Source organism: Psychrobacter jeotgali (assembly GCF_904846315.1).
GTDB classification, from domain to species: domain Bacteria; phylum Pseudomonadota; class Gammaproteobacteria; order Pseudomonadales; family Moraxellaceae; genus Psychrobacter; species Psychrobacter jeotgali.
Map to the genome: position 1 here is coordinate 191,539 of NZ_CAJHAF010000001.1, position 22,627 is coordinate 214,165.

Consider the following 22,627-nt stretch of genomic DNA (forward strand, 5'->3'; position numbering starts at 1 on the left):
GCAAAAATTTCTACCAGCCTCACTGTATTTTTTTGAAAATAAATAGACTATGTGGGACTCATTATGAAAACAATTAAAAAAGGTCTGCCATTCATCGGATTGTCATCATTAGTCATGCTGGCGTCACCCTTTGCAACGGCCGCCGAGATGCCTGAAATGGATCATAGTGATATGGACATGTCAGGCGATATGATAGATATGGATCATAGCGGTATGGATATGTCAGAGATGGATCACAGTGGTATGAGTATGTCAGATGATATGTCAGGCATGGATCATGGTGATATGGACATGTCGGGTATGCAAGGTGGAGAGCCGCCAGCTGATGCTCGTAGCCCTGATTACTCAAACGGCGTCGGTTATGGCGAGCACGGCAAGCCGGTGATGATGGGTAGCTTGCCCACATGGGGGGTCTCCGTAGACGATCTGGGCTATCAGTTTGAAGATGATGAGATTAACTTTGAAGTTGATGCTTGGTACGGTCAAGACGAGCAGCGAATTTATCTGCGTAGTGAAGGCCACGCTCAGACCAAAGACGACAAAGATATCGATAGTTTGACGTCATTGTCATATTGGAAGCCGCTAAGTATTTTTTGGAATGGCGAAGCGGGTATTGCCTATGATACTAAAAACGATAAATCTGCGCTGATGGCTGGTATCGCAGGTACCGTACCATATTTTATCGAAACCGATGTTCGAACCTACTTGTATACCGATGGTCAAATTCGGCTGGACTTGGGCGCTGAGTACGAATGGCGTTTAAATCAGCATTGGGTGGTAATACCAGAGGCTGAATTAACGGTTTTTAGCAAGGACGATACTGACAATAACATTACCAAAGGCTTTAATGAGTTAGAGACTGAGGTTCGCTTGACTTATGAGATGCTAAGTCGACAGTTTGCGCCTTATGTCGGTTTTAGTTATGAGACCGCTCTTGGCAGTGCGCGTGGTTTGCAGCGTGAAATAGGCGAAGATGTTGAATCTAGTAGCGTTACCGCAGGGGTAAAGTTTTGGTTCTAGTGTTTATAATTTAAGCAGCGATATTTTAAAACACTGATACTTTAAACAAACTAGCACCTCTTTATGTAGGTGCTTTTTTGTTAAGTTTTTATTAAGCTCATATAAAAAGATAAATTAAGGATTTGATTAAAAAATAGGAGCAATGACATGGATAACAATATGAACAATAAGCAGAAAATGAATCCCTACGTAAAGTTTGGCCTGATGATTCTGACATCGACCCTCTTTATGTACATCATGATGTACTTTAATACGTATCAATGGGATCACGTTTATTTTAGTGAGACTAGAGCTTATATGGCGCTGTATATGGGTGCGATGATGGCTATTATCATGCTCGCTTTTATGGGTAATATGTACAAAAAGACCAAAGTAAATCTGATGATTTATGGTCTTAGCGTGGTGCTATTTGCCTTTGGTCTATGGGGCGTGCGCTCACAGCAAACCGTCGATCAAGTCGACTGGATGCAGGCGATGATACCGCACCATTCGATTGCTATTTTGACCAGTAGCCGTGCTGATATCGAAGATCCACGTGTACGTGAGCTGGCCGATGACATTATAGAAGCGCAAGAGCGTGAAATCGGTGAGATGCAGGCGTTGATTGAAGAGCTTAAATAAAACATCACGGTACTGCTGTATGTATCATTGTTTACTGTTTTAAGGAGTAGCGTTATGTCTCATAATACTGATAAAAAATCTATCGAAGCTGGCAAGTTTGATAAAGTACCAAAAGGTTATAAGGGTACGATCTATACTTGTCCCATGCATCCTGAGGTTAGAGACATCGAAGATAATGGCTGTCCGATATGCGGCATGGCGCTCAAACCTGAACATGCAATTGCTGATTCAGATGCCAAATATAATGAAGAGCACAGCCATGCAAACGAGCATGCGCATGAGCACAAAACGGCTACGGATAGCAATGACGTAAAATCTGTTGAAGGCGGCAAATACGATAAAGTGCCCGAAAATTATACAGGCACGGTTTATATCTGTCCGATGCATCCTGAGGTCAGAGATGTTGAAAAAAGCGATTGCCCGCTATGCGGTATGTTTTTGCAGCCTGAGGACGAAATTGCTGATTCAAACGACCACAGCCACGCGCACGACCATGATCATCACCATGCACACGGTCATGGAAAGGGTGCTGACGGCGGTAAATACGACAAAGTGCCAGACGATTACGATGGTACGGTTTATACCTGCCCGATGCACCCAGAAGTCAGAGATGTCAGAAACAGCGGCTGCCCAATATGTGGTATGGCGCTTGAGCCTGAAACCGTCACGGCAGGTGAGGAAGATACCGAAGAGCTCGACGATATGACTCGCCGCTTTTGGATTTGTACCCTGCTGACCTTACCGCTATTTATCTACGCTATGGGCGAGATGGTCGGCATTAATTTTGATCAGATTGGCTCTCTTGATATCTCAGGACAGCTTGGTCAAATTATTCAGTTGGTACTAGCGACTCCAGTTGTGGTTTGGGGTGCCGCGCCGTTCTTTATGCGCGGTTGGCAATCGGTCAAGAGCCGCAATTTAAATATGTTTACCCTGATTGCGCTAGGGGTCGGCGCCGCTTATATTTTTAGTATTGTGGCTACCTTTTTTCCGGATATCTTCCCAGATAGCTTTAGAGATGCGTCCGGGCAAGTGGGCGTTTACTATGAAGCGGCTGCGGTTATCACCACCTTAGTATTATTAGGTCAAGTGCTGGAGCTTAAAGCCAGAAGTCAAACTTCAGGGGCGATTCGAGCACTGCTTGAGCTGGCACCGCCGACCGCAAGACGTGTCGATGACAACGGAGAAGAGGTTGAAGTTTCACTTGATGAAGTCGTCACTGGTGATCATTTGCGCGTTAGACCCGGCGAGAAATTACCCGTCGATGGCAAAGTAATCGATGGTAGTAGTAGTGTCGATGAATCGATGGTGACGGGTGAGCCTATTCCAGTTTCAAAAGAGCAGGGCGATGATGTCACGGGTGGTACGGTAAATGGTACCGGCACCTTACTGGTTGAAGCGGTCAATGTTGGTGAAGATTCGGTATTATCCAAAATCGTACAGATGGTTAGCGATGCTCAGCGCAGCCGTGCGCCCATTCAGCGTTTGGCTGACCAAGTATCGGGTTGGTTTGTGCCTATCGTGATTGTCACCTCCATTATTACCTTTATTGTTTGGGCACTATTCGGTCCTGATCCAGCTATGGCTTATGCCTTGGTGAATGCGATTGCAGTACTTATTATTGCTTGTCCTTGTGCGCTCGGACTTGCCACCCCGATGTCCATTATGGTGGGTACCGGCATGGGCGCGCAAAACGGCGTGCTTATTAAAAGTGCTGAGGCGCTGGAGACCATGGAAAAGGTCGATACTATTGTCGTTGATAAGACCGGAACGCTAACTGAAGGACAACCTGCGCTGACGGCTATTGACGCTTTATCAGGTCAAAATGAAGATGAGTTTTTGGCACTGGTCGCCGCCGTAGAAAGCGCTAGTGAACACCCTTTAGCAGAAGCTATCGTCAGAGCGGCACAAGAGAAATCGTTGACTATTCCCAAAGCTCATGACTTTAATTCAACCACCGGTGAGGGCGTGCAAGCGGTGGTCAATGATAAACAAGTCGCTATCGGTAACTCAAAACTTATGGAAAGCCTAAATAGCTTTGATAAAGACTTATCTACTAAAGCTGACGTGCGCAGAAAGGACGGCGAAACGGTAATGTTTGTGGCTATAGACGGCAAAGCAGCGGGTCTTATTTCGGTCGCTGACCCCATTAAGCCTAGCACTAAAGAAGCTATTTCATTGCTCCATGACGCAGGGCTTAAAGTGGTCATGCTAACCGGTGATAACCAAAAAACAGCGCAAGCCGTGGCTAATAAACTTGGCATCGATGAGGTTCATGCTGACGTCTCACCCGAGGACAAAAACCGTATCGTTAAAGAAATGCAAGATAGCGGTGAAATGGTTGCGATGGCAGGTGATGGTATCAACGACGCACCCGCACTAGCGCAGGCTGATGTCGGTATCGCTATGGGTACGGGGACTGATGTGGCGATGGAAAGTGCTGGGGTGACATTATTAAAAGGCGACTTAATGGGTATTGTCAAAGCCCATAAGCTCAGTCGCTCGACCATGCGTAATATCAGACAGAACCTGTTCTTCGCCTTTATCTATAACGCCATTGGCGTACCGATTGCTGCTGGCGTGCTTTATCCGGCGTTCGGTCTGCTGCTAAGTCCGATGATCGCAGCGGCAGCGATGAGCTTATCGTCAGTCTCGGTGATTGCCAATGCGCTCAGGTTACGTACTTTGGATTTATCGAAAACGTAATGCAAATAGCGAGTGATTATGAATCAAATAAGCGAATGGGTATTAGGTATCATGGCAAAGTTTGGCTACTTTGGCATTATATTTGCCATGTTTGCCGAAAATGTGTTTCCGCCTATTCCGTCTGAAGTGATTATGCCAGCGGCCGGTTTTGCCGCTTCAAAAGGTGATTTGAGCCTAATACTGGTCATATTATCCGGTACGCTTGGCGCGGTATTAGGGGCTCTGCCTTTGTATTATTTAGGTAGTATCTTTGATGAGCAGCGTCTAGTAGCCTTTACGGAAAAGTACGGCAAATACGTATTTGTAAAACCGAATGATGTCACCTCAGCTAATGAGTGGTTCGATAAGCATGGCAAAAAGGCCGTGTTTTTTGGACGTATGGTACCGGGAGTGCGCTCCTTGATATCTATCCCTGCAGGCATGAATAAAATGTCGCTACTGCCTTTTTTGGTATTCACTGCATTGGGCTCCAGTATTTGGACGGCTATATTAACCTTAGCAGGATTTTATTTAGGCGAGAATTATAATGCTATTGAAAGCGTGTTAGCCCCTTATTCTAAGGGCATTGGCATAGCAATCATCGTTATTATTCTTGGTCTGATTATCAAGCGCCGTTTATCTTATAAAAAAGACCAAGCCCACGATAAAAACAAATAAACCTCGCTAATCTAATCCTTAGTTTGCGCTAAGTTTCTCCTATGTTTAGCTTTATATAATAGCTTTATGAACTCAGAAGCGGCTAGAGTCAGGTCTAGATAAAAAGGATACAGCGAGACTGGGGACATATTTTGCGCAGCCTCTGTCAGCGTAGACACAGCACGCAAGAAAAATTTGTCTCCAGTCTCTCGTTATAATCTAGTGTATCTATTTAATTTAGTACCAACTATATCAATAGTCAGCTCTGTATTTATAAATCAATTCAAACTTAAGGATATATACTATGAAAAAGTTATCAACATTTAGCAAATCTTTGGTTATGGCGCTTGGTATTGCAGGAATAGGTACGGCTAGTATCGTTGCTGGGCAAGCGGCAACCTCAAACGGTCAAATAAGCGAAGCAATGGCGGCGGTACAAAGCAAAATCAGCCTTGAGCAAGCGATTCAGATAGGCCAAAAGACCGTCAAAGGGCAAGTGGTTAGCGCTGGGTTTGACCAAAAAGGTAATACGGCAAATGGCAAATATGAAGTCAAACTGATTGCTAATAATACCGAGTATGAAATAGATATTGACGCCAATACTGGCAAGGTATTAAAGAGAGAACAAGAAAGACTCGATAAAGAAGATATCGCCGAATATAACGCTATGCAACAAGCAAAAGTTAGCCTAAATCAGGCGATGCGCTTAGCTGCTAGAGCAGTAAATGGTAAAGTTATCGAAGCCGAGTTCGATGGTGATGATGCGCAAGCGGTCTATGAGGTGGACGTTGCCAAAGGGAGTCAAATCCATAAAGTCGTTATCGACAGTATGACGGGTAAAGTCATAAGCACTCGTATAGATAATGATGACTAATCTAATAAGTGCGATTAACTATCTTACAGCGTAGTAAATCTGGTATTTAATAACAGCGCTAAGCCGTACTAGAATAGGCTCTAGATTACGGCTTAGCGCTTTTTACTGGCTGCTGTTAATATGGTCATGTTATCTATGACGTACTGCCATACCAGAAAAAGGAAGCCTTATGCGCGTATTACTGGTTGAAGATGATTTGATGATAGGTGAGAGTCTAAGCGAAGCGCTACAAGACGAAGCCTATACGGTCGATTGGGTAAAAGATGGCCGCCAAGCTATCCTGACCCTAAAGGTGCAGCCTTATGACATTATATTATTAGATTTAGGTTTGCCAGAAGTGGACGGCATGGGCGTGCTTACCACGATTCGCGATGCCAAGATTGATACGCCAGTATTAATTATAACTGCTCGTGATGATACCAAGGATCGTATCAAAGGGTTGGATCTAGGAGCGGATGATTATGTGGTCAAACCTTTTGAATTAGGGGAGGTATTCGCCAGAATGCGCGTGCTTATTCGGCGTGCTCAAGGCAAGGCGGATAATCAATTAAGCGTAGGTAACCTAAGCTTAGATACCGCCAATAAGCGGGTTATGATGGATGGAGCGCCAGTTGACTTGACCGCCAAAGAATATATGCTACTGAGCACCTTTATGCAGTCACCTGAAAAGGTTATGTCCAAGTCTGAACTAGAGGATTCGCTATATGGCTGGGGTGATGAGGTGGAGAGTAATGCTATTGAGTTTTTGATTCATAGCCTAAGAAAAAAGCTGGGCGCCGAGCGGATTAAAAATGTCAGAGGTTTGGGCTGGTATATCAGTAGCAGTCTTTAATAAGGTATAACTTATGATATCACCGCGCCAACTCTTTAAATCTATGCAGTTTCAGCTGATATTTTGGTCAGTTTTAGCCCTATTGTTTTTGGCGATCATTGCTGGCGGCTATGGCTTTTGGTATAGCTATGAGGAGCTCAATGAGTTTCAAGATGATAGCCTTGAGAGCATGGCGGCATTGATTGAGCAAACCATCAATATCGGTGGAACCGGTGATAATATATTGCTGGAGTCTAATATTCATTTTGATACCGATGATGAGGAGGGCAGTATTACCGTCGATGTGCTCAACACCGCTATTGCAACACCGGTTGTTTATTACTCCTCTCACGACAGTGATGACCATGATAATGATGGTGATGACAATAATAACAGTGACAATAATAACATTGACAAAACCCACAAAGATGAAGACTTTGATACCATCACCGTTGCTGATCTCGCCAGCATTCCAGTAGGGATTAGTACCAAAGTTATCGATAAGGACACTTGGCGTATCTATCGCAGTGATAGCGCTGATAATGTTGTTATCGTGCGTCAGCGTACCGAGTTTCAGGACGAGCTGGCTAGATCGAGTGCGCTGCAATCCTTTTTACCGTTAATTATCGGTATAGCGCTTTTGACCTTATTGCTCCCTTTCATTATGTGGCGAATGCTAAGACCGGTGCGCCAACTCCAAACCAAGATCAGTCAGCGCCGTGACAATGATTTAAGTCCACTACCTATTGATAACCTGCCGACCGAACTCCTCCCTTTTGCGCAGTCGTTAAATCGGCTGTTAATAGTGGTTAAAAGCAGCATTGAGCGCCAGCAACGTTTCATTGCCGATGCCGCTCATGAACTGCGCTCACCGCTGACCGCCATCTCCTTACAATTGCAAAGGTTGCAGCGGGTCACTGATGATGAGGTTATGGTTAAAGGGCTGGATAAGCTTGCCCTTCGCCTAAAACGCAATCAGCAGCTGGTTGAACAGTTATTAACCCTAGCGCGAGCAGGCAATATTAATAGCAGCTCTCAAGATGAGCTTACGCCTGTCTCTGTAAAAGCCACTATTGAACAAGTGATTGGCTTACTGATCCCTATTATTGATAATAAAAATATAGCGTTGTCGGTAGATTTGGCAGCTGATGAACCAGTCAATATTGACGAGACTTCGCTATTAATAGTAATCAAAAACATCATTCAAAATGCCATTATTTACACACCTAATAATGGGCAAGTAACCATTAATCTATTCAAATTTCATTCAGATAGCATCAATAATGATTCTAATAAGGCAAACTTAGGCCAACACGTGATTCAGTCTAACGCTAATGCCAACGCTATTGCAATTGACCACTTCGATAAACCAAATAAGCTTGATAAAGGGGATAACGGGCTGAACAATAGGCTAGCCTTACAAGTTATGGACACCGGTAAAGGGGTAAACCCTGCAGACTATGAAGCCATATTTGACCCGTTTGTGCGCTTGAGCACGTCTAAAGAGCCATCAGGAAATGCTATAGATGCTAATTCAGCAGCGGTTACCCTGCAAAATGCTGAGTTAAGGCGCTCAGATAGTGCAAGTAACCCAATGCAGGAAGTTGAGGGTATTGATGGCATCGAGGGTACCGGATTAGGTCTGTCGATCGTCAAATCAATCTGTGAGCAGAGCGGGATTGAGGTGTTTTTAAGTCAGTCGACGCTTAACAGCAATGCTGGACAAAGGGGTAGTGGAGAATATAGTGGACTGTGCGTGACTTTGGTATTTCCGCCTACTGCATTAGATAATTAAGCTTTTGGCGTTAAGTGTTTTGCATTATTTTTATTGAGTAATCTTCCAAACTTAAAGGCTTTTTTATGCCGAATTAAAGCCCTGAATAATAAGTCACTCTATCTTCACGTAAGAATCCTGCCAACCCTAAGCCATAACGCTGAGCAACTCGCACCGCTGTACTGGTAGGCGCAGACATTCCAGCCAGCCAAGGCAAGCCCATACGAATGGCTTTTTGTATCAGCTCAATCGACATTCGTGAAGTCATGACTACGCATTCAACCTCGGTTTTGTTACGCAGTTGCCAACCGATAAGTTTATCGAGTGCATTGTGGCGGCCTACATCTTCAAATAGGTATAGCTGCTCACCTTGCATGGCGGCGGCGGCATGGACAGCGCCCGTTAGCTGATGAGTATGCTGGGTAGTGGCAATCTGGTTACGGATTTTGAGCAAATACTCCAGACTAGGCTGAACCGTTTTCGCTTGTGCTAGGCTCTGCTGATAACGACCAAGATTGGGCAGTGCTTGAGTGAGACCGGTAATACCGCACATACCGCAGCCGGTGCGTCCTGCCAATTGCCGCCTTTGCGCTTGGATACGCTGATGACAGCGCTGGCTCAAGGTGAGCTCAATGATATAAGTGTCATAATCCAATAGATGTTCTGGAAGTGCTTCAAGTAATGAGGATTCATCATCCGTACTATCTTGGGCAAATTTTTGCAAGCTCGATATATCAGTCACAGGGATAATTTCCCAATCGAGCAGCTCGTAGCTGTGCTCAATTAAGCCTTCACTATATAAAAAACCAATCGCTAAATATTCAAGCTGGCTGGGACTTGCCATAAGTACCGCATAATGAATACCGTTGATGACGATGGCGACCGCCGCTTCCACCGCCAAGCTGGCAGGTTTGCTTTCGATATAAGTTTGTGGAACAAGGTTTGGCTGGCTCTCAGCTGGCAGAACAGGCGCACCTGTATAGTAATTATCTAAGGCATAATAGTGTTTTTGGGTGAGGTGAGTGCGCGCCAGTGGTGCTGAAGCTACAGGCGCTAAGGGCTCAGTCATCAGGTGTAGTGTTGGATTGATATCCTTTATAGGGGAATTGGTGCGATTAGATACCAAATCAGCTGACGCCACCGTTTCAGGGCGGTCGTCTGCTAAGATTTGAGGATCAGCTTCGTTAATGGTGGCGGTTATCATAAAGCGTTGTTTTTACCATATATATTTATCATTAAATATTTTAAGTGGCACCTAGCCCTTTGCCTAACTTATAAAAGCTTTTTGGCGATGCTAAGGGCTAGATGTTTTTAAGCCAAAGTGCTTATCAAGCAAAAGCGGGAAAGCCATTGGTATTGTTTTCAGCCTTGTTATTGCTGGTCTCGCTGCTGGTTTGACTAATGGCTGCGCGCGCTAAAACCACGGTGGTGGATTTATAAGCGGGTATATGCGAGTCGGGTGCATGGGTGTCTAAGTCAAATAAATCGTTACATTCAGGATAATAAGCAGCGACCGCATTAGCAGCGATATCCATCTCGGTCAGCACCAGTGGCCCAAGGGTACGGGGTGGATTGGTGCTGCCTTGCTCGGCTTGACGCGAGACCGTAACCTTATCGCCTTTTTGCCAGCCTAAACGGCTGATTTCATCAGGATGCATAAATAATACGTCACGGCGATTGGTTTGACGATAACGGTCGTTATAACCAAAAATCATAGTATTAAATTGGTCATGACTACGCACGCTGGTCAATTGCCAAACCTTCTGTTGATTATTCTGAGTGCTATTACTATTCTTAGAGTTTTTTGTATTATCATTAAAGGTAGCGGTAGTTTCTGCCATCTGAGCAGCGACATAAGTAATCGGGTATTTAGGCACTTCAAACTGTGCTTTACCACTTTCGGTATTCCACTCGCGATGGCGGGCAGGGTGGTATAAATGGAAACCACGTTCGGACTCTCGGATACGCTGATTAAAGTTCTCAAATCCATCAATAGCCTGTGCAATATAATCACGAATCACATCAAAATCCGCACTCATTGCTTGCCAAGGGATTGATGAGTCATCACCGAGTACATGGGTAGCCATATCGGCTACGATTTGGGCTTCAGACTTTAGGGTAGCACTAATAGGCTTGAGGGTACCTCGGGTCGGTACAATCTGGCACATAGAGTCTTCAATAGTGGCAAATTGCTCACCTTTAGCGGTTACTAGACGCTCGGTACGGCCTATACAAGGTAAAATTAGATTATTGGCGCCCGGATATAGCATGGTTTCGTTGAGCTTAGTACCTACAAAAACATTAAGCTCATTAGTAGTTAGAGCTTGTTGAATGGCACTTTTGTCAGGTGCCGCAACCGCATAGTTACCACCCATACCGATAAAGGCTTTTATCTTGCCTTGAATCATAGCTTTGGCGCCTGCGACGACATCATAACCATCTTCACGTGGCATGGGTCGCTCAAACACCCGCTCTAAACTATCAAGCAAATCTTTACCGGGACGCTCATGAATACCCATGGTTCGGTCGCCCTGCACGTTGGAGTGTCCACGTACTGGAGACGCCCCCGCACCATCAATACCAATCATACCCATAAGTAATAGCAGATTGGTAATCATCGCCACGTTATCGTCGCCTTGTACGTGCTGAGTGATGCCCATGCCCCAAGTACAAATGGTTGCAGGGCTGTCGGCAACCAGTTTTGCAAGGGCAATAATCTCTGCTTGAGCAATACCGCAGCCAAGCTCAATATCTGCCCAGGTTTGCTGGTGCAGCCATTGCTTTAACGGCTCAAATCCTGAGGTATGCTCGGCAATAAAGTCATCATTGATCTTATGGTGTTCAATTAACCATTTGGCGAGACCCGTCAATAGCGCTGTATCGCCACCAATCTGAATTTGAACGACTTCATCGACCATATCGTCGCTTTGACCTGCGGCCATATGAGTAGGTTTTTGTGGATTTCTAAAAGCGCTCAAACCTTGTTCACGCATTGGGTTGATAGAAGTGATTTTGCAGCCTTCGCTATGGGCATGGGCTAGCATCTCGAGCATACGAGGATGATTGGTTGCAGGATTCTGCCCAAACATGAGTATCAGTTTGGCCTGTTCAAAATCCTCTAACATCACCGTGGCTTTACCAACGCCTAACTGCTTACCCAGCATGACAGAGGTCGGCTCGTGACACATATTGGAGCAATCCGGCAGATTATTGGTACCAAAACAGCGCACAAATAATTGATACATAAAGGCCGGCTCATTAGTAACCCGACCTGAGGTATAAAATAAAGCATCATCAGGGGAGGCAAGCTTATTTAGCTCTTTAGCGATAATCTTATAAGCGTTTTCCCAAGAGATAGGCAGGTAACGATCTTGCGTGGCATCATAACGCATAGGTTCGGATAAACGGCCACTATGCTCAAGCTCGTAACCTGTCCATTTTTGCAGCTGGGTTACGGTATTTTTGGCAAAAAAAGCAGCGTCGGCCTTTACAGACATAGTCTCACTAGCAAGGACTTTGATACCGGTTTCACAAACGTCTATAGTTTTATGACTTTTATGGTCCGGCCAAGCGCAGCCTGGGCAATCAAAGCCTCCTTTGGGCTGATTACTACCGAAAACGCTTAAGCTTCCTCGCAAAAAGGCTTTATAATCCATAAGCTTACGAGTAGAGGCAATCAGCGCCGGCCAACCAGCAGCTGGATGAGTATAAACGGGGATTTTACGCATGATAAGCCTCATAACTAATAAGAAATAAATGACAATAGATAATGATACTAAATGCTATCTACAGATAGCCAGCATAAACGCAATAATACCAATATCTTTACAAATATCCTTATCTTATACCAACAAAACCCTCAAGAGGTTTAAATTTCTTGAGGGTTTCTTGGATAGTTGAGCTTTTAATAATGGAGTTAAGCCTTTAATAAAAGCTCATGCTCTTTAACTCGCATAATTAAGATTAATAACGTGCATCTTTGGGTTTTTTGCCACTTGGCCAGTCATTTACTTTACCCGCAAAATCAGGGCGTGGTTTATGAGTAAAGAATTCTGCTACATCAACGGCATCTTGATCACTCAAGACGTTACCATGACCCCATAAACCTTTAGTTTGAATACCCATCGGCATATTGTATTTTACAAAAGCCGCTGCTTTATACGTTCGTGCCATACCAGCGCCAATATTAAAGGACTCATCGCCCCATAATGGTGGGAATACAATGTCGCCGCGGCTGTCTTTTATGCCTTCGCCATTATCACCATGGCAGGTAGCACACTGAGCATAATAGAGCTTTTCACCACGTACCGGATCACCGACTAAAGTAGTATCAACCTCACCGGCATTATTGATATCGACTTTTTGATCTTTAGGGGTGTTTTGGCTAAGCCACTTCATATAGGCAATCATGGCTTTCATCTCAGGACCTTCGCGATCCAGTGGCACCCCATTCATAGAGCGCTGGAAGCAGCCATTAATCCGCCCTTCCATATCTACCTCTTTACCGGCGCGCGGCATAACTCTAGGGTAAGTGTTATAGCTGTTGATGTACGGATCGCCAAGTGGGACTTTACCTTGCGAGATATGGCAGCTATTACAGTTCATCTGAGCGCCTACGTTTTGGGGTAGTAAACGCTTGGTCTCGTTCAATAAGCGTTTACCATAAAATATCTCATCAGCATTAGGCTCATCCAAGATAGCTGTATCCTGTGGCAACACATAAGTACCGATATCTTCGTTAGCATCGTCAGCTGTTACCAGATTGAACTCTGATGCTTGACGCTCGATGGGTTCAGGCTGAGAGCAACCACTGATAGCAACAATGGCACTGATGCTCGCTGCTAACAGGACAGTAGTAGATCTGCCAGCAACATGAGGTCGATTAAAGAGTGATTTATTCATTATTTTGCTCCTTGTGTGGCAGCATCAATACTTAGGTCTGGGGCGATGTCTGTACCAGTTTTAGGCTTCTTGGCGAGGAAGGCACGCATTTCAACCACATCATTCACATCAATCTCAGGCGCCTGATTGGTCCAGCTATTACGCACATAGTTGACCACTTCTGCTACATCAGCATCGCTTAGGTTGGTGAATTCGGGCATAGTAAAGGCCATGCGGTCATGTGGGGTCTCAGGCATCCTGCCGCCACCTAAAGTAATTTGTAATACTGAGTCGGCATTTTTGGAGAAAACCGCACTGTTAGCATCGAGTGCTGGGAAGATACGAGGAACCCCTTTGCCATCCGCACGGTGACAGATTTGGCAATATTCAGCGTACAAGATAGCGCCGCGCGAATCATAATCGCCATCTAATAATTTTTGGGTGGTAACGTCTGCTTTCTCAGGGAGAGTGACTTCTTTACCAGGGGCGGGGCTAAGAGTTTTTAAGTAAGAAGACATAGCGTTAATATCATCTTCTGTCATATATTGGGTACTATGTTCAACCACTTCTGCCATCGCACCAAAGGCGGCTGTAGTATCGGTACGACCAGTTTTAAAGAAGTCATTGAGCTCATCAACGCTCCATGTTGCAAGGCCGCGATGCTCACCGCGAATGCTCTTTGCACGCCAGCCATCGATAACCGCACCGCTTAAGTATTCATCAGAATCAGCATTGCTCAGCGCGATTTCTTGATAACCGATACCACGCTCGGTATGACAAGAGCCACAGTGACCAGGCCCTTCGATTAGGTATTGACCACGAGCTAATACCGCATCGTTGGTCTCGGGTACAAACTCACGTTTTGGGGCAAATAGCGCTTGCCAATAAGCCAAAGGCCAGCGCCAGTTAGTCACAGGAGGCAACTCACTTTTTAGGTTGGCCTGATTGACCGGCTTTACAGCAGACATAAAGTAAGCATACATCGCTGCCATGTCTTCATCGGGCATGATTTGGTAGGAGGGGTACGGCATAGCAGGGTACAAAGCTTTATTGCCAGGGGCGACACCATGCTTGACGGCGTTTTTAAAATCATCAAAGCTATAATTGCCAATACCCGTCTCTTTATCCGGGGTAATATTGGTAGAGTAAATGGCACCTAACGGCGTTAGCATAGGTAGGCCGCCAGCGTAAGCTTCACCATCAAGGGTAGAGTGACAAGCAACACAATCAGCGGTACGAGTGACATACTCACCTTTTTTTATGAGCTCAGGATCAGTTATATTAACCTCAATATCGCTACTACTGGTGCGTAAATTGGGTAATAATATACCGATAATAAAGGCGATTGCCAGCCCTATGACGGCAGCCATTATTATAGTTAGTGGCCACTTTTTCATAAGCTTGCCCTCCATGATAATTTATTTTTTGATAATCTCTTTGCTAAGCTCAGTATTGAGTGCAACAATTAACGTAACCAATTACAGTGTTGCTATATAGTATAGGGTAACGTGTAACATCATGGTATTGTGGAAAACCACATTCTTTTTGAGGCTTTAGGTTATCAGCTTAAATAAAGATTAATATAGATATCGATAATCACGTAGATAGAGTGTTGAATAGTAATGCCACGAACCATAACAGTACCTAAGCTCATGCTGAGATCTCCAGCTTTATTATTGCTAGCTATAACAGTGCTTATGGTGCAATCCATAACCTCTGCGTGCGCCCAGACTTACTATTTGGGCGTACTGGCTCCGCAAGGAGAGGCGGCGGCACAGCAGCGCTGGCAGCCTTGGTTGGACGGTCTTAATAATCATTTAGCGGAAGATACGATCGTTTTGGTACCACTAGCGTTAGAGAATTGGCAACAACAAATTGAAGCGGGGCAGTTTGCTTTTGTACTGGGTCCGCAAGTACAGTTTATTAGAATGGATACTACAGGCTGGCGCTGGATGGCTACGGTGCAATCTGCTAGAGCTGAAAACAAGAGGCTCACTACCTCTGAATGGTCCGAAGCACAGTTAGTAGAGTCTGCATCCGAGCCTGAAGCAATTCCATCTACTCCCTCAGCAAGTTTTATAACCCCCCAAAATCAGCAGTCGCCAACAGTGACTTTGGCTAATGAGTTAAATGAGCTCAGTCAGCTGACTGAAGCCAGTGCTATGGAACAGGTCGCTAGTGCGTTATGGGTAAGGGCAGATAGCGACATCTATAGGCTACAGGATTTGCAGCAGCGCAAAGTAGTGGCGGTGGATGAGGATGCGTTTGGCGGTTACCTGCTCATTGCGCATTTATTACAGCAAAATGGCATTGCTCCGAGCAGCTATCAAACCCAATTCGTCGGTTACCCTGTCGAGCGTACCTTGAGTACCTTAGCAAGCGGGGCAGTGGATGCCGCTATAGCGCCGCTGTGCTTGATGGAGGAGATGGCGCGACAAGGGAAGATTGACCAATCAAAGTATCGGCTTGTGCATTCGGTCAAGACCGCCTCACAATGCCAGTCTTCAACCAAGATTTATCCCAATTGGACATTGGCAGCTACTGCGCAAGCGCCAGCAGGTTTAATAAGGCAAGTGAATCAAAATCTGTTTACCGTATCTGGGCAAGCTAATGATACACATTTAAGAGGCGAAACAACTGTCTTACGCTGGTTGCCGCCTGAGTCTAGTGCAGATGCAGAGCGCATTTTGTACGATATGAATCGCCATCCTTCGCAAAAGCAGTTGGGCAGTCATATTGTTGATTGGATTTATGCGCATCGTTGGTGGGTGGGGATCATTGCTTTTATCATCGTTATATCGACTATCAATTATGGTTGGATGAGCTGGCTGGCGTGGCGCAGGCGGCGACAAATTCTTGAGCAGAACCGCTTGATCCGAGATTATGATCATAGGCTTAAACAGTCTGAACGCTTTGCAGTCATTGGAGAGATGAGCGGATCGATTGCACACGAAATTAACCAGCCCCTAGCTACCATTCAGAACTATGCTCAAGGCTTATTGATTCGCAGTCAAAAGGTAACGACCGATGGTCAACATGAAAATGACCATAACAATAGGAATGAGAATCAAAAAAATGCCGTTGACAGAAGAACTACGGAGAGGGCGCTACAGCAGATCGTTAATGAAACCACACGGGTTGCCGCAGTGATTAGTAATATTCGCCGCTGGGCAGGTAAACCTCAATCTGATGAGGTGAGCGTCGATATCGCTGATATTTATCAGCAGTGCATACTTCTATTAGGCGAAAAAGCGGCAGATATGAGCTTTTGGTATGCTAGCGACTACCAGCAATTGCAGCTACCTAGCTTGCTGCTTGATCAGCTATTTATTAATACTATGCTAAATAGCCAGCAGCAAGGAGCAGCTCATATTATGCTACGCTGCCAAGCGTTAGAAGAGAACCATACTCGCTGGTTGGTTCTACATATTACTGACGATGCCGGCGGTTTTGATGAGTCGCGTTTGACCTCCGCTCAGTTATCTAAACAAACCTATACTCAATCTGATTCAACCAAGGTAGAAGGCTTAGGCTTGGGTTTGATGATCTGCCAAAGATTATGCAAATCCATTGGCGGAGCGATGCGGTTGAATAATATAGAAGTAGAAAAAGAGCTCGCACGTATAAAAGCGCTTAACCCGCATTATCAACAACGTCTCAAACATACTTTAAATGGTAAGACTCAAATTGTTCCAACAGATAGTAAATATCCATGGAAGCATAAGATAGGGGCACAAGTATCGTTTTATCTGCCATTGCAATCAACATCTGCTACTATTAAAGAGTTCAATACTATTCATAAAACCGATTCCAATAACCCCAGTCAGCAAGGTGGCGTATGACATCCTCAAAAACAGCAGATGGACTAACTGAATGGTCAAATGAGTCTGTCAACGATGATTGGTACGAAAGTATGGTTCCAGAGCAGCTAATGATACACATTATTGACGATGAACAAAGTGTGCGTGAGTCCTGCGAGTTCTTAGTTAATAGTTTGGGCCTGAGCACTAAAACTTGGGCGAGTGCCGTATTGTTTTCACAGCAGGTCAATATTTATTATCCAGCAGTGGTGATCAGTGATTTGATGATGCCAGAGATGAGCGGGCATGCCCTGCAAGATTATCTGAACCAACATGATAGCCCTATTGCTATGATTGCATTAACGGGCAATGGTGAGATTCCCGATGCAGTGACTATGCTCAAAAAGGGCGCAGCTGATTATCTAGAAAAGCCTATTAGCAGCCAACGCCTACAAGAAGCAATTAGTGCCGCCCAAGTTTTAACCATCAAACGTGCTAAGCGCTACTATATTCGAAAGCTCTATGCCCAGCTGACCGATAAAGAAAAGCAAGTCGCTCATGAGCTGATGCAAGGGAACCTTAATAAAGTTATTGCGGATCATCTAGAGGTTTCAGTCCGCACAGTAGAGGTGCACCGCTCACAGGTCATGAAAAAGATGCAAGCGCAGCATGTCAGTGAGTTGATTCAGAAGTTGGCGATGTTAGAGGATTAGTTTAGGTAGGTTGGTTCGAATTAAAGTTAATTATCCTTAATGCTTAATGCTTAATGCTTAATGCTTATTCCGTTGATTGTTGTATATAGTTATACTATTATGATGTACTCAGGTATTTGCCACAGTTATATACGGGTAAAAAATGACAGTACAAGCTCAAGTTGACGTAAAAATCTTAAATGATTGTCTATCTGGTGAAAGTAAAAAAACTACCGATTTATTTAAATTAAATAGATTGGAAAAAGCGGTGTCTGCATTAGAGAAGGTTGAGCCAGTTCAAGGGTATGCAGCTAGAACCTTGTACTTATGCTATATGAATAAACCAAAAGAAGCGGTCTCTTATATTACAAATATTATTGAACAATATGGTTCTATAGATAGTTTGCAAGAGATTAGATTATACGCTTTAAAAAAGTACGGGAACTGGGATTTGTATAAGTCTGAAACTGAGAGGTATTTGCTTTCTAAAAAACCAGAAACAGCAGCGGAAGTGTTAGATACTTATATCTCTGAATCTCAAATGTTTAGTGACAACTCTGGTAGTTTCGTTGAAGTATTAAAACATCATAATGTGGCTGATTTTCATAAGTTAAATCATATAATTGATGAGCAAAAGCAAAACTATTTAGATTTAGGAGTTAAACTCAAAACATTTAGAAAGGTATTACAGATTGCCTTTTCTGTTATTGATAGTCTGTTTAATGTGCAACTTTATACAGATGTCAGAACTTCAAATGTTATGCAAATTATCATCTCAAATGAATTTTGGACATCCGAACAAGCGTCAGAATTAACAGAGGAGATTAATAATGCCATTCTTGCTGAAGACGATATTGAATTTCAGCTTGCAGCCGATGAAATTGAGGTGTTCTGCATCAATGTGAATCCAGAGAAAGTACCCCTTGACTTTAAACTGTATGAAGATGATTCAGATGAAGAGTTGGTTAGTTTAATCAAATCAAGAATGGCTAGCGAACCTAAATTTGAGAGATTAGATGTCTGATGCTGTAGAAAAACCTAAAGTTAGCGCTTATACACTAATGATTGTTCCAGAAGCGCTAAAAGAGTGGAATAAATTAAATAATAGTATAAAACTACAGTTAAAAAGTAAGCTCAAAAGTATTCAGTTGACTCCTAAAATACCTAAAAACAGATTAAGCGGACTTGAAGGATGTTATAAAATTAAGCTTATGCGTGCTGGCTATAGATTAGTTTATCAAGTGATAGATAGCAAAGTTATTGTTCTCATTTGGGCTATCGATAAACGAGAAGACAGTAAAGTTTACGATAGTGCCCGAAAAAGACTTGATAAAATCTATAATAACGATGCCGTAAGCTTAATTTTGGATTAAAAAACTATTATTTATAGGTCTTAAGCACATCAAATGATTAAGATCTTTTTTAATCTAAAAATGTTAGTTGTAGATACTATTTTCTCTAAAATAGCGTCTTTAGAGCCACTTTTCTAAAACTGCATCTCTAAAGTCGAGACCTATCCTCCTAAAACCGTAGCCCGCCATTGATATCCAAGACATGACCCGTAATAAAAGAGGCTTCATCGCTTGCCAAAAATAAGATACCATTGGCAATCTCTTGCGGCTCTGCTAAGCGTCCAAGCATGGTTTTTTCCCGAATCGGCTTTAGCACCTTATCAGGTATGGTTTCCATCAAGTCCGTCTTAGCAAATCCCGGGGCAACCACATTGACCCGTACCGCTGCGCCTTTTCTTGAAAACTCTTTCGCCCATGTCTTTGCCATAGCAATAACGCCGGCTTTGGTCGCAGCATAATTGGTCTGACCAATATTACCATCCTCGCCGACGATTGAGCTGATATTAACAATAGAGCCTGAGCCTTGTTCCATCATGATGGGGCCAATGAGCTGGGTGACGTTAAAGACGCCTTTTAAATTGACATCGACGACTCTATCCCACATCTGCTCCGTCATATTGTGCAGCAAAGCATCTTTAGTCACCCCAGCGTTATTAACCAAGATATCAATATGCCCAAAGGTCTCTATAACCTCATCGACCACCGTTTGTAAACGTGCTCTATCGGTCACATCAGCTGATTTAAAATGTAGGTTTTCTTGCTGCCAAGCCGCCTCGCCAATATCTAAATTTATAACCGTTGCGCCTTCTTTTAAAAAGGTTTGCGCGGTTTGCTTACCAATACCTTGGCTGGCACCAGTAATCACAGCAATTTTATCTTTAAGTCGCATTCATTATTCCTTTTGAACCTTCAATTATTCATTGAGTTATTTTTGTGGATTATAGCTTAACTTTAACTGTCGAAATATGTTGATTTACCATGGTCTATACTAAGTTGGCGTAGACTGGGGGTAAACCCAGCATTTTGATTTTGCATAGGGTTAAGCTGGGCTGATTGATTAAATTGCATTTTAGATTATTCTCAACACATCTTGATAAACTATGGTTTATTCCACCAAAATACCGAAATCTATTGCTTCTTGACGTAGCGCTTCTCGGAACTTGGGATGAGCGATAGAGATTAAGCGTTCTATGCGCTCTTTGACATTGGTGCCTTTTAGGCTGACCATGCCATATTCAGTGGCTATCATGTCGATACTATTGCGCGATAAAGTCACGATGGCGCCGCGCTTCAAAGTAGTCACAATTTTTGAGGTTTCTACACGCTCGCCTTGGTCGTTTTTGACCATAGCGGTTGAATAAAGGGCAATAATACTTCTGCCGTTTTTTGCCATTTGCGCGCCGACAGCGGTGTCGGTCTGACCGCCTGAGCCGCTAAATTGCACCTGACCGATAGACTCAGAGCAGACTTGCCCAGTTAAGTCCACTTCTATGGCAGTATTGATTGAGACCATATTGTCATTTTGACTAATGACATAAGGATCAATAACGTAAGCGCCGTTGAGTACCAGTATGGATGGATTGTCGTCTAAATAGTCATAAAGTTTCTTACTACCAAGTGCAAACGAAAACACCACTTTTTCAGGGTGTAGCGACTTTTTCTTACCACTGATTACCCCTTGTTCGATTAAATCCAGCATACCTGAGGTCAGCATTTCTGTATGTACGCCCAAATCCTTTTTATCTCTTAGACAGACGGCAACGGCGTTAGGAATACCGCCAATGCCCAGCTGGATAGTATCGCCATCTTGAATCTGCTCTGCGATAAGCTCACCAATTTTTAAATCTTTGTCATTGGGCTCAATATCAGCCAATACCGGCGCGTCGTAATCGACTTCAATCATATAATCAATATCATCGATATGCACCTCGACATCACCAAAGGTTCTAGGATAATTGGCATTAACCTCCAAAATAACCAGCTTAGCTTTTGCAATCATCTGCTTTTCATAAGTGTTAGACAATGATAAGGACATAAAGCCATGCTTGTCTGGCGGTGTAGCGACGCCAACATAAATATCAGGGGTTATATGTTTGAGTCTATCGGTGCCTGCTAAATGCAAATGATTGGGTACAAATTCAGCATTGCCGTGTTTATGAGCTTTACGCATAGAGGGTGAGAAAAATAGACTATCAATATTGAATGATTTTTTATATTTTTTATCGTAAAAGGTAGGATGATAAGGGGATAAGCAATTGGTAACGGTCACGTTTACGACGTCATCTGCTATGGTATGCAGACTTTCCATAAATAGTTTTGCTTCGCCAGCGCCAAGACCGGTGACAATATGCTGGTCATTTTTTACCAGCTTTAGCGCTTCAGTGACGCTGATACTTTTTCTACTGAGTGTTTTACTGAGAGTTTTGCCGATAGTTTTATTGTTCGTAGTTTTATTATGAGCCGCTTCATTATTATTCATATATATTCCTAATAGTAGCTTGGAGTAGTCTTTACAATGCTATTAATTTAGCCGATAAGACTGGTATTAAAGATAGCTAAAAGCCCATTCCTAAAGCTAAGAATGGGCTTCCCTTTAATCTGAGTAAACAACCAAAACCAGCTTAGAATCAGCTCAAAATCAAACTGTCATCTTCAACCTTTTCACCGCGAGTTTGCTCAAACATATCAAGCAAATCATGGACGGTCATGCCTTTACGGATATCGCCTGCCACATCTAGTACCACTTGACCTTGGTGTAGCATAACGGTTCTAGTGCCATGCGCTAAAGCTTGTTGCATGGAGTGGGTAACCATCATGGTCGTTAGTTGGTTATCGGTGACGATTTTGTCAGTCAATTCTAAGACAAAAGCGGCAGTCTTAGGGTCAAGGGCAGCGGTATGCTCATCAAGCAGTAGAATCTTGGAGGGCTGCAAGGACGCCATAAGCAAGCTGACTGCCTGACGTTGACCGCCCGATAATAGCCCCATGCGATCGGTTAAACGGTTCTCAAGACCAAGCTTAAGCACTGATAACTTTTCGCGGAACAGATCACGGTTGTTTGCGTTTAGCGCAAAGCTCAAGCCGCGCTTGCCGCCACGCTTATAGGCCAGTGCCATATTTTCTTCGATGGTCAATGCTTCACAAGTGCCCGCCATTGGATCTTGAAATACTCGTGCCACCCAGTGGGCACGCTGATGGGCGGTTTTTTTGGTGACATCGATGCCGTTTAATAAGATGGAGCCACTATCTACCTTGGTCGTACCACTAACAGCGTTCAAAAAGGTTGATTTACCCGCGCCATTGGTACCAATCACCGTTACAAATTCGCCATTAGCAATATTTAGATTGATACCCCGTAGAGCAGGGTTCTCAATAGGGGTGCCCGGATTAAAGGTCAGGCGTAAATCTTTAGCTTGCATCATAATTATTATTCCTCACTGCTCATGGTTGCGATTGCATA

The 22,627-nt window shown here is 43.9% G+C and carries 18 protein-coding genes; 11 read left to right on the forward strand and 7 right to left on the reverse strand.

What is annotated here, in order from left to right; genetic code table 11:
• Nucleotides 1-63 precede the first annotated feature (63 nt).
• The 7 genes from JMX18_RS00800 (at nt 64) to JMX18_RS00830 (ending at nt 8,463) form a co-directional block, all read left to right on the forward strand.
• Nucleotides 64-1,020, forward strand: a complete 957-nt coding sequence (locus tag JMX18_RS00800; RefSeq protein WP_201582774.1) for a copper resistance protein B — start codon at nt 64-66, stop codon at nt 1,018-1,020.
• 147 nt (nt 1,021-1,167) lie between these two features.
• Nucleotides 1,168-1,641 carry a DUF305 domain-containing protein gene (locus JMX18_RS00805; protein ID WP_227674513.1) on the forward strand — a complete coding sequence of 158 codons (474 nt, stop codon included), beginning with the start codon at nt 1,168-1,170 and terminating at the stop codon, nt 1,639-1,641.
• A 54-nt stretch (nt 1,642-1,695) separates the two neighbouring features.
• Nucleotides 1,696-4,347: a copper-transporting P-type ATPase gene (locus JMX18_RS00810; RefSeq protein WP_227674514.1), complete on the forward strand. Its 2,652-nt coding sequence runs from the start codon at nt 1,696-1,698 to the stop codon at nt 4,345-4,347.
• Between the two features lie 18 nt (nt 4,348-4,365).
• On the forward strand, nt 4,366-5,004 hold the full coding sequence (locus JMX18_RS00815; protein WP_201582776.1) for a DedA family protein: 639 nt from the start codon (nt 4,366-4,368) through the stop codon (nt 5,002-5,004).
• Nucleotides 5,005-5,287: 283 nt separating this feature from the next.
• Nucleotides 5,288-5,857 (forward strand): PepSY domain-containing protein, encoded by a 570-nt coding sequence (locus JMX18_RS00820; RefSeq protein ID WP_201582784.1) that lies wholly within the window; start codon nt 5,288-5,290, stop codon nt 5,855-5,857.
• A 169-nt stretch (nt 5,858-6,026) separates the two neighbouring features.
• On the forward strand, nt 6,027-6,689 hold the full coding sequence (locus tag JMX18_RS00825; protein ID WP_201582785.1) for a response regulator: 663 nt from the start codon (nt 6,027-6,029) through the stop codon (nt 6,687-6,689).
• A gap of 13 nt (nt 6,690-6,702) precedes the next feature.
• Nucleotides 6,703-8,463, forward strand: a complete 1,761-nt coding sequence (locus JMX18_RS00830) for an ATP-binding protein (protein WP_201582786.1) — start codon at nt 6,703-6,705, stop codon at nt 8,461-8,463.
• Between the two features lie 73 nt (nt 8,464-8,536).
• On the opposite strand, the gene JMX18_RS00835 is transcribed toward JMX18_RS00830, so the two are convergent.
• The 4 genes from JMX18_RS00835 to JMX18_RS00850 all read right to left on the reverse strand — a co-directional run bounded on the left by JMX18_RS00835 (nt 8,537) and on the right by JMX18_RS00850 (nt 14,720).
• Nucleotides 8,537-9,511: a formate dehydrogenase accessory sulfurtransferase FdhD gene (locus JMX18_RS00835; RefSeq protein WP_201588166.1), complete on the reverse strand. Its 975-nt coding sequence runs from the start codon at nt 9,509-9,511 to the stop codon at nt 8,537-8,539.
• A gap of 259 nt (nt 9,512-9,770) precedes the next feature.
• A complete protein-coding gene (locus tag JMX18_RS00840; RefSeq protein ID WP_201582787.1) occupies nt 9,771-12,170 on the reverse strand; it encodes an FdhF/YdeP family oxidoreductase in 2,400 nt (799 codons plus the stop codon).
• Between the two features lie 235 nt (nt 12,171-12,405).
• Nucleotides 12,406-13,344: a c-type cytochrome gene (locus JMX18_RS00845; RefSeq protein ID WP_201582788.1), complete on the reverse strand. Its 939-nt coding sequence runs from the start codon at nt 13,342-13,344 to the stop codon at nt 12,406-12,408.
• Nucleotides 13,344-14,720 carry a cytochrome c gene (locus JMX18_RS00850; protein ID WP_227674516.1) on the reverse strand — a complete coding sequence of 459 codons (1,377 nt, stop codon included), beginning with the start codon at nt 14,718-14,720 and terminating at the stop codon, nt 13,344-13,346. The genes JMX18_RS00845 and JMX18_RS00850 overlap by 1 nt, the downstream gene beginning before the upstream one ends.
• A 300-nt stretch (nt 14,721-15,020) precedes the next feature.
• Between JMX18_RS00850 and JMX18_RS00855 the strand changes: the two genes are divergently transcribed.
• The 4 genes from JMX18_RS00855 (at nt 15,021) to JMX18_RS00870 (ending at nt 19,188) form a co-directional block, all read left to right on the forward strand.
• Nucleotides 15,021-17,165, forward strand: a complete 2,145-nt coding sequence (locus tag JMX18_RS00855; RefSeq protein ID WP_201582791.1) for a PhnD/SsuA/transferrin family substrate-binding protein — start codon at nt 15,021-15,023, stop codon at nt 17,163-17,165.
• On the forward strand, nt 17,162-17,836 hold the full coding sequence (locus JMX18_RS00860) for a response regulator transcription factor (RefSeq protein ID WP_201582793.1): 675 nt from the start codon (nt 17,162-17,164) through the stop codon (nt 17,834-17,836). Before JMX18_RS00855 ends, JMX18_RS00860 begins: the two co-directional genes overlap by 4 nt.
• A 142-nt stretch (nt 17,837-17,978) precedes the next feature.
• Nucleotides 17,979-18,839 carry a hypothetical protein gene (locus JMX18_RS00865; protein WP_201582795.1) on the forward strand — a complete coding sequence of 287 codons (861 nt, stop codon included), beginning with the start codon at nt 17,979-17,981 and terminating at the stop codon, nt 18,837-18,839.
• The gene (locus tag JMX18_RS00870) at nt 18,832-19,188 is read left to right on the forward strand and encodes a type II toxin-antitoxin system RelE family toxin (RefSeq protein WP_406947345.1); all 357 of its coding nucleotides are present in this window, start codon (nt 18,832-18,834) and stop codon (nt 19,186-19,188) included. The genes JMX18_RS00865 and JMX18_RS00870 overlap by 8 nt, the downstream gene beginning before the upstream one ends.
• A 148-nt stretch (nt 19,189-19,336) precedes the next feature.
• Here JMX18_RS00870 and fabG read toward each other — a convergent pair whose 3' ends face one another.
• The 3 genes from fabG to JMX18_RS00885 form a co-directional block, all read right to left on the reverse strand.
• Nucleotides 19,337-20,056: a 3-oxoacyl-ACP reductase FabG gene (gene fabG, locus JMX18_RS00875; RefSeq protein ID WP_201582797.1), complete on the reverse strand. Its 720-nt coding sequence runs from the start codon at nt 20,054-20,056 to the stop codon at nt 19,337-19,339.
• Nucleotides 20,057-20,272: 216 nt separating this feature from the next.
• Complete coding sequence (locus JMX18_RS00880; RefSeq protein WP_201582798.1) at nt 20,273-21,646, reverse strand: acetyl-CoA hydrolase/transferase family protein; 1,374 nt, start codon at nt 21,644-21,646, stop codon at nt 20,273-20,275.
• A gap of 148 nt (nt 21,647-21,794) precedes the next feature.
• A complete protein-coding gene (locus tag JMX18_RS00885) occupies nt 21,795-22,589 on the reverse strand; it encodes an ABC transporter ATP-binding protein (protein ID WP_201582799.1) in 795 nt (264 codons plus the stop codon).
• Between the last annotated feature and the right edge of the window lie 38 nt (nt 22,590-22,627).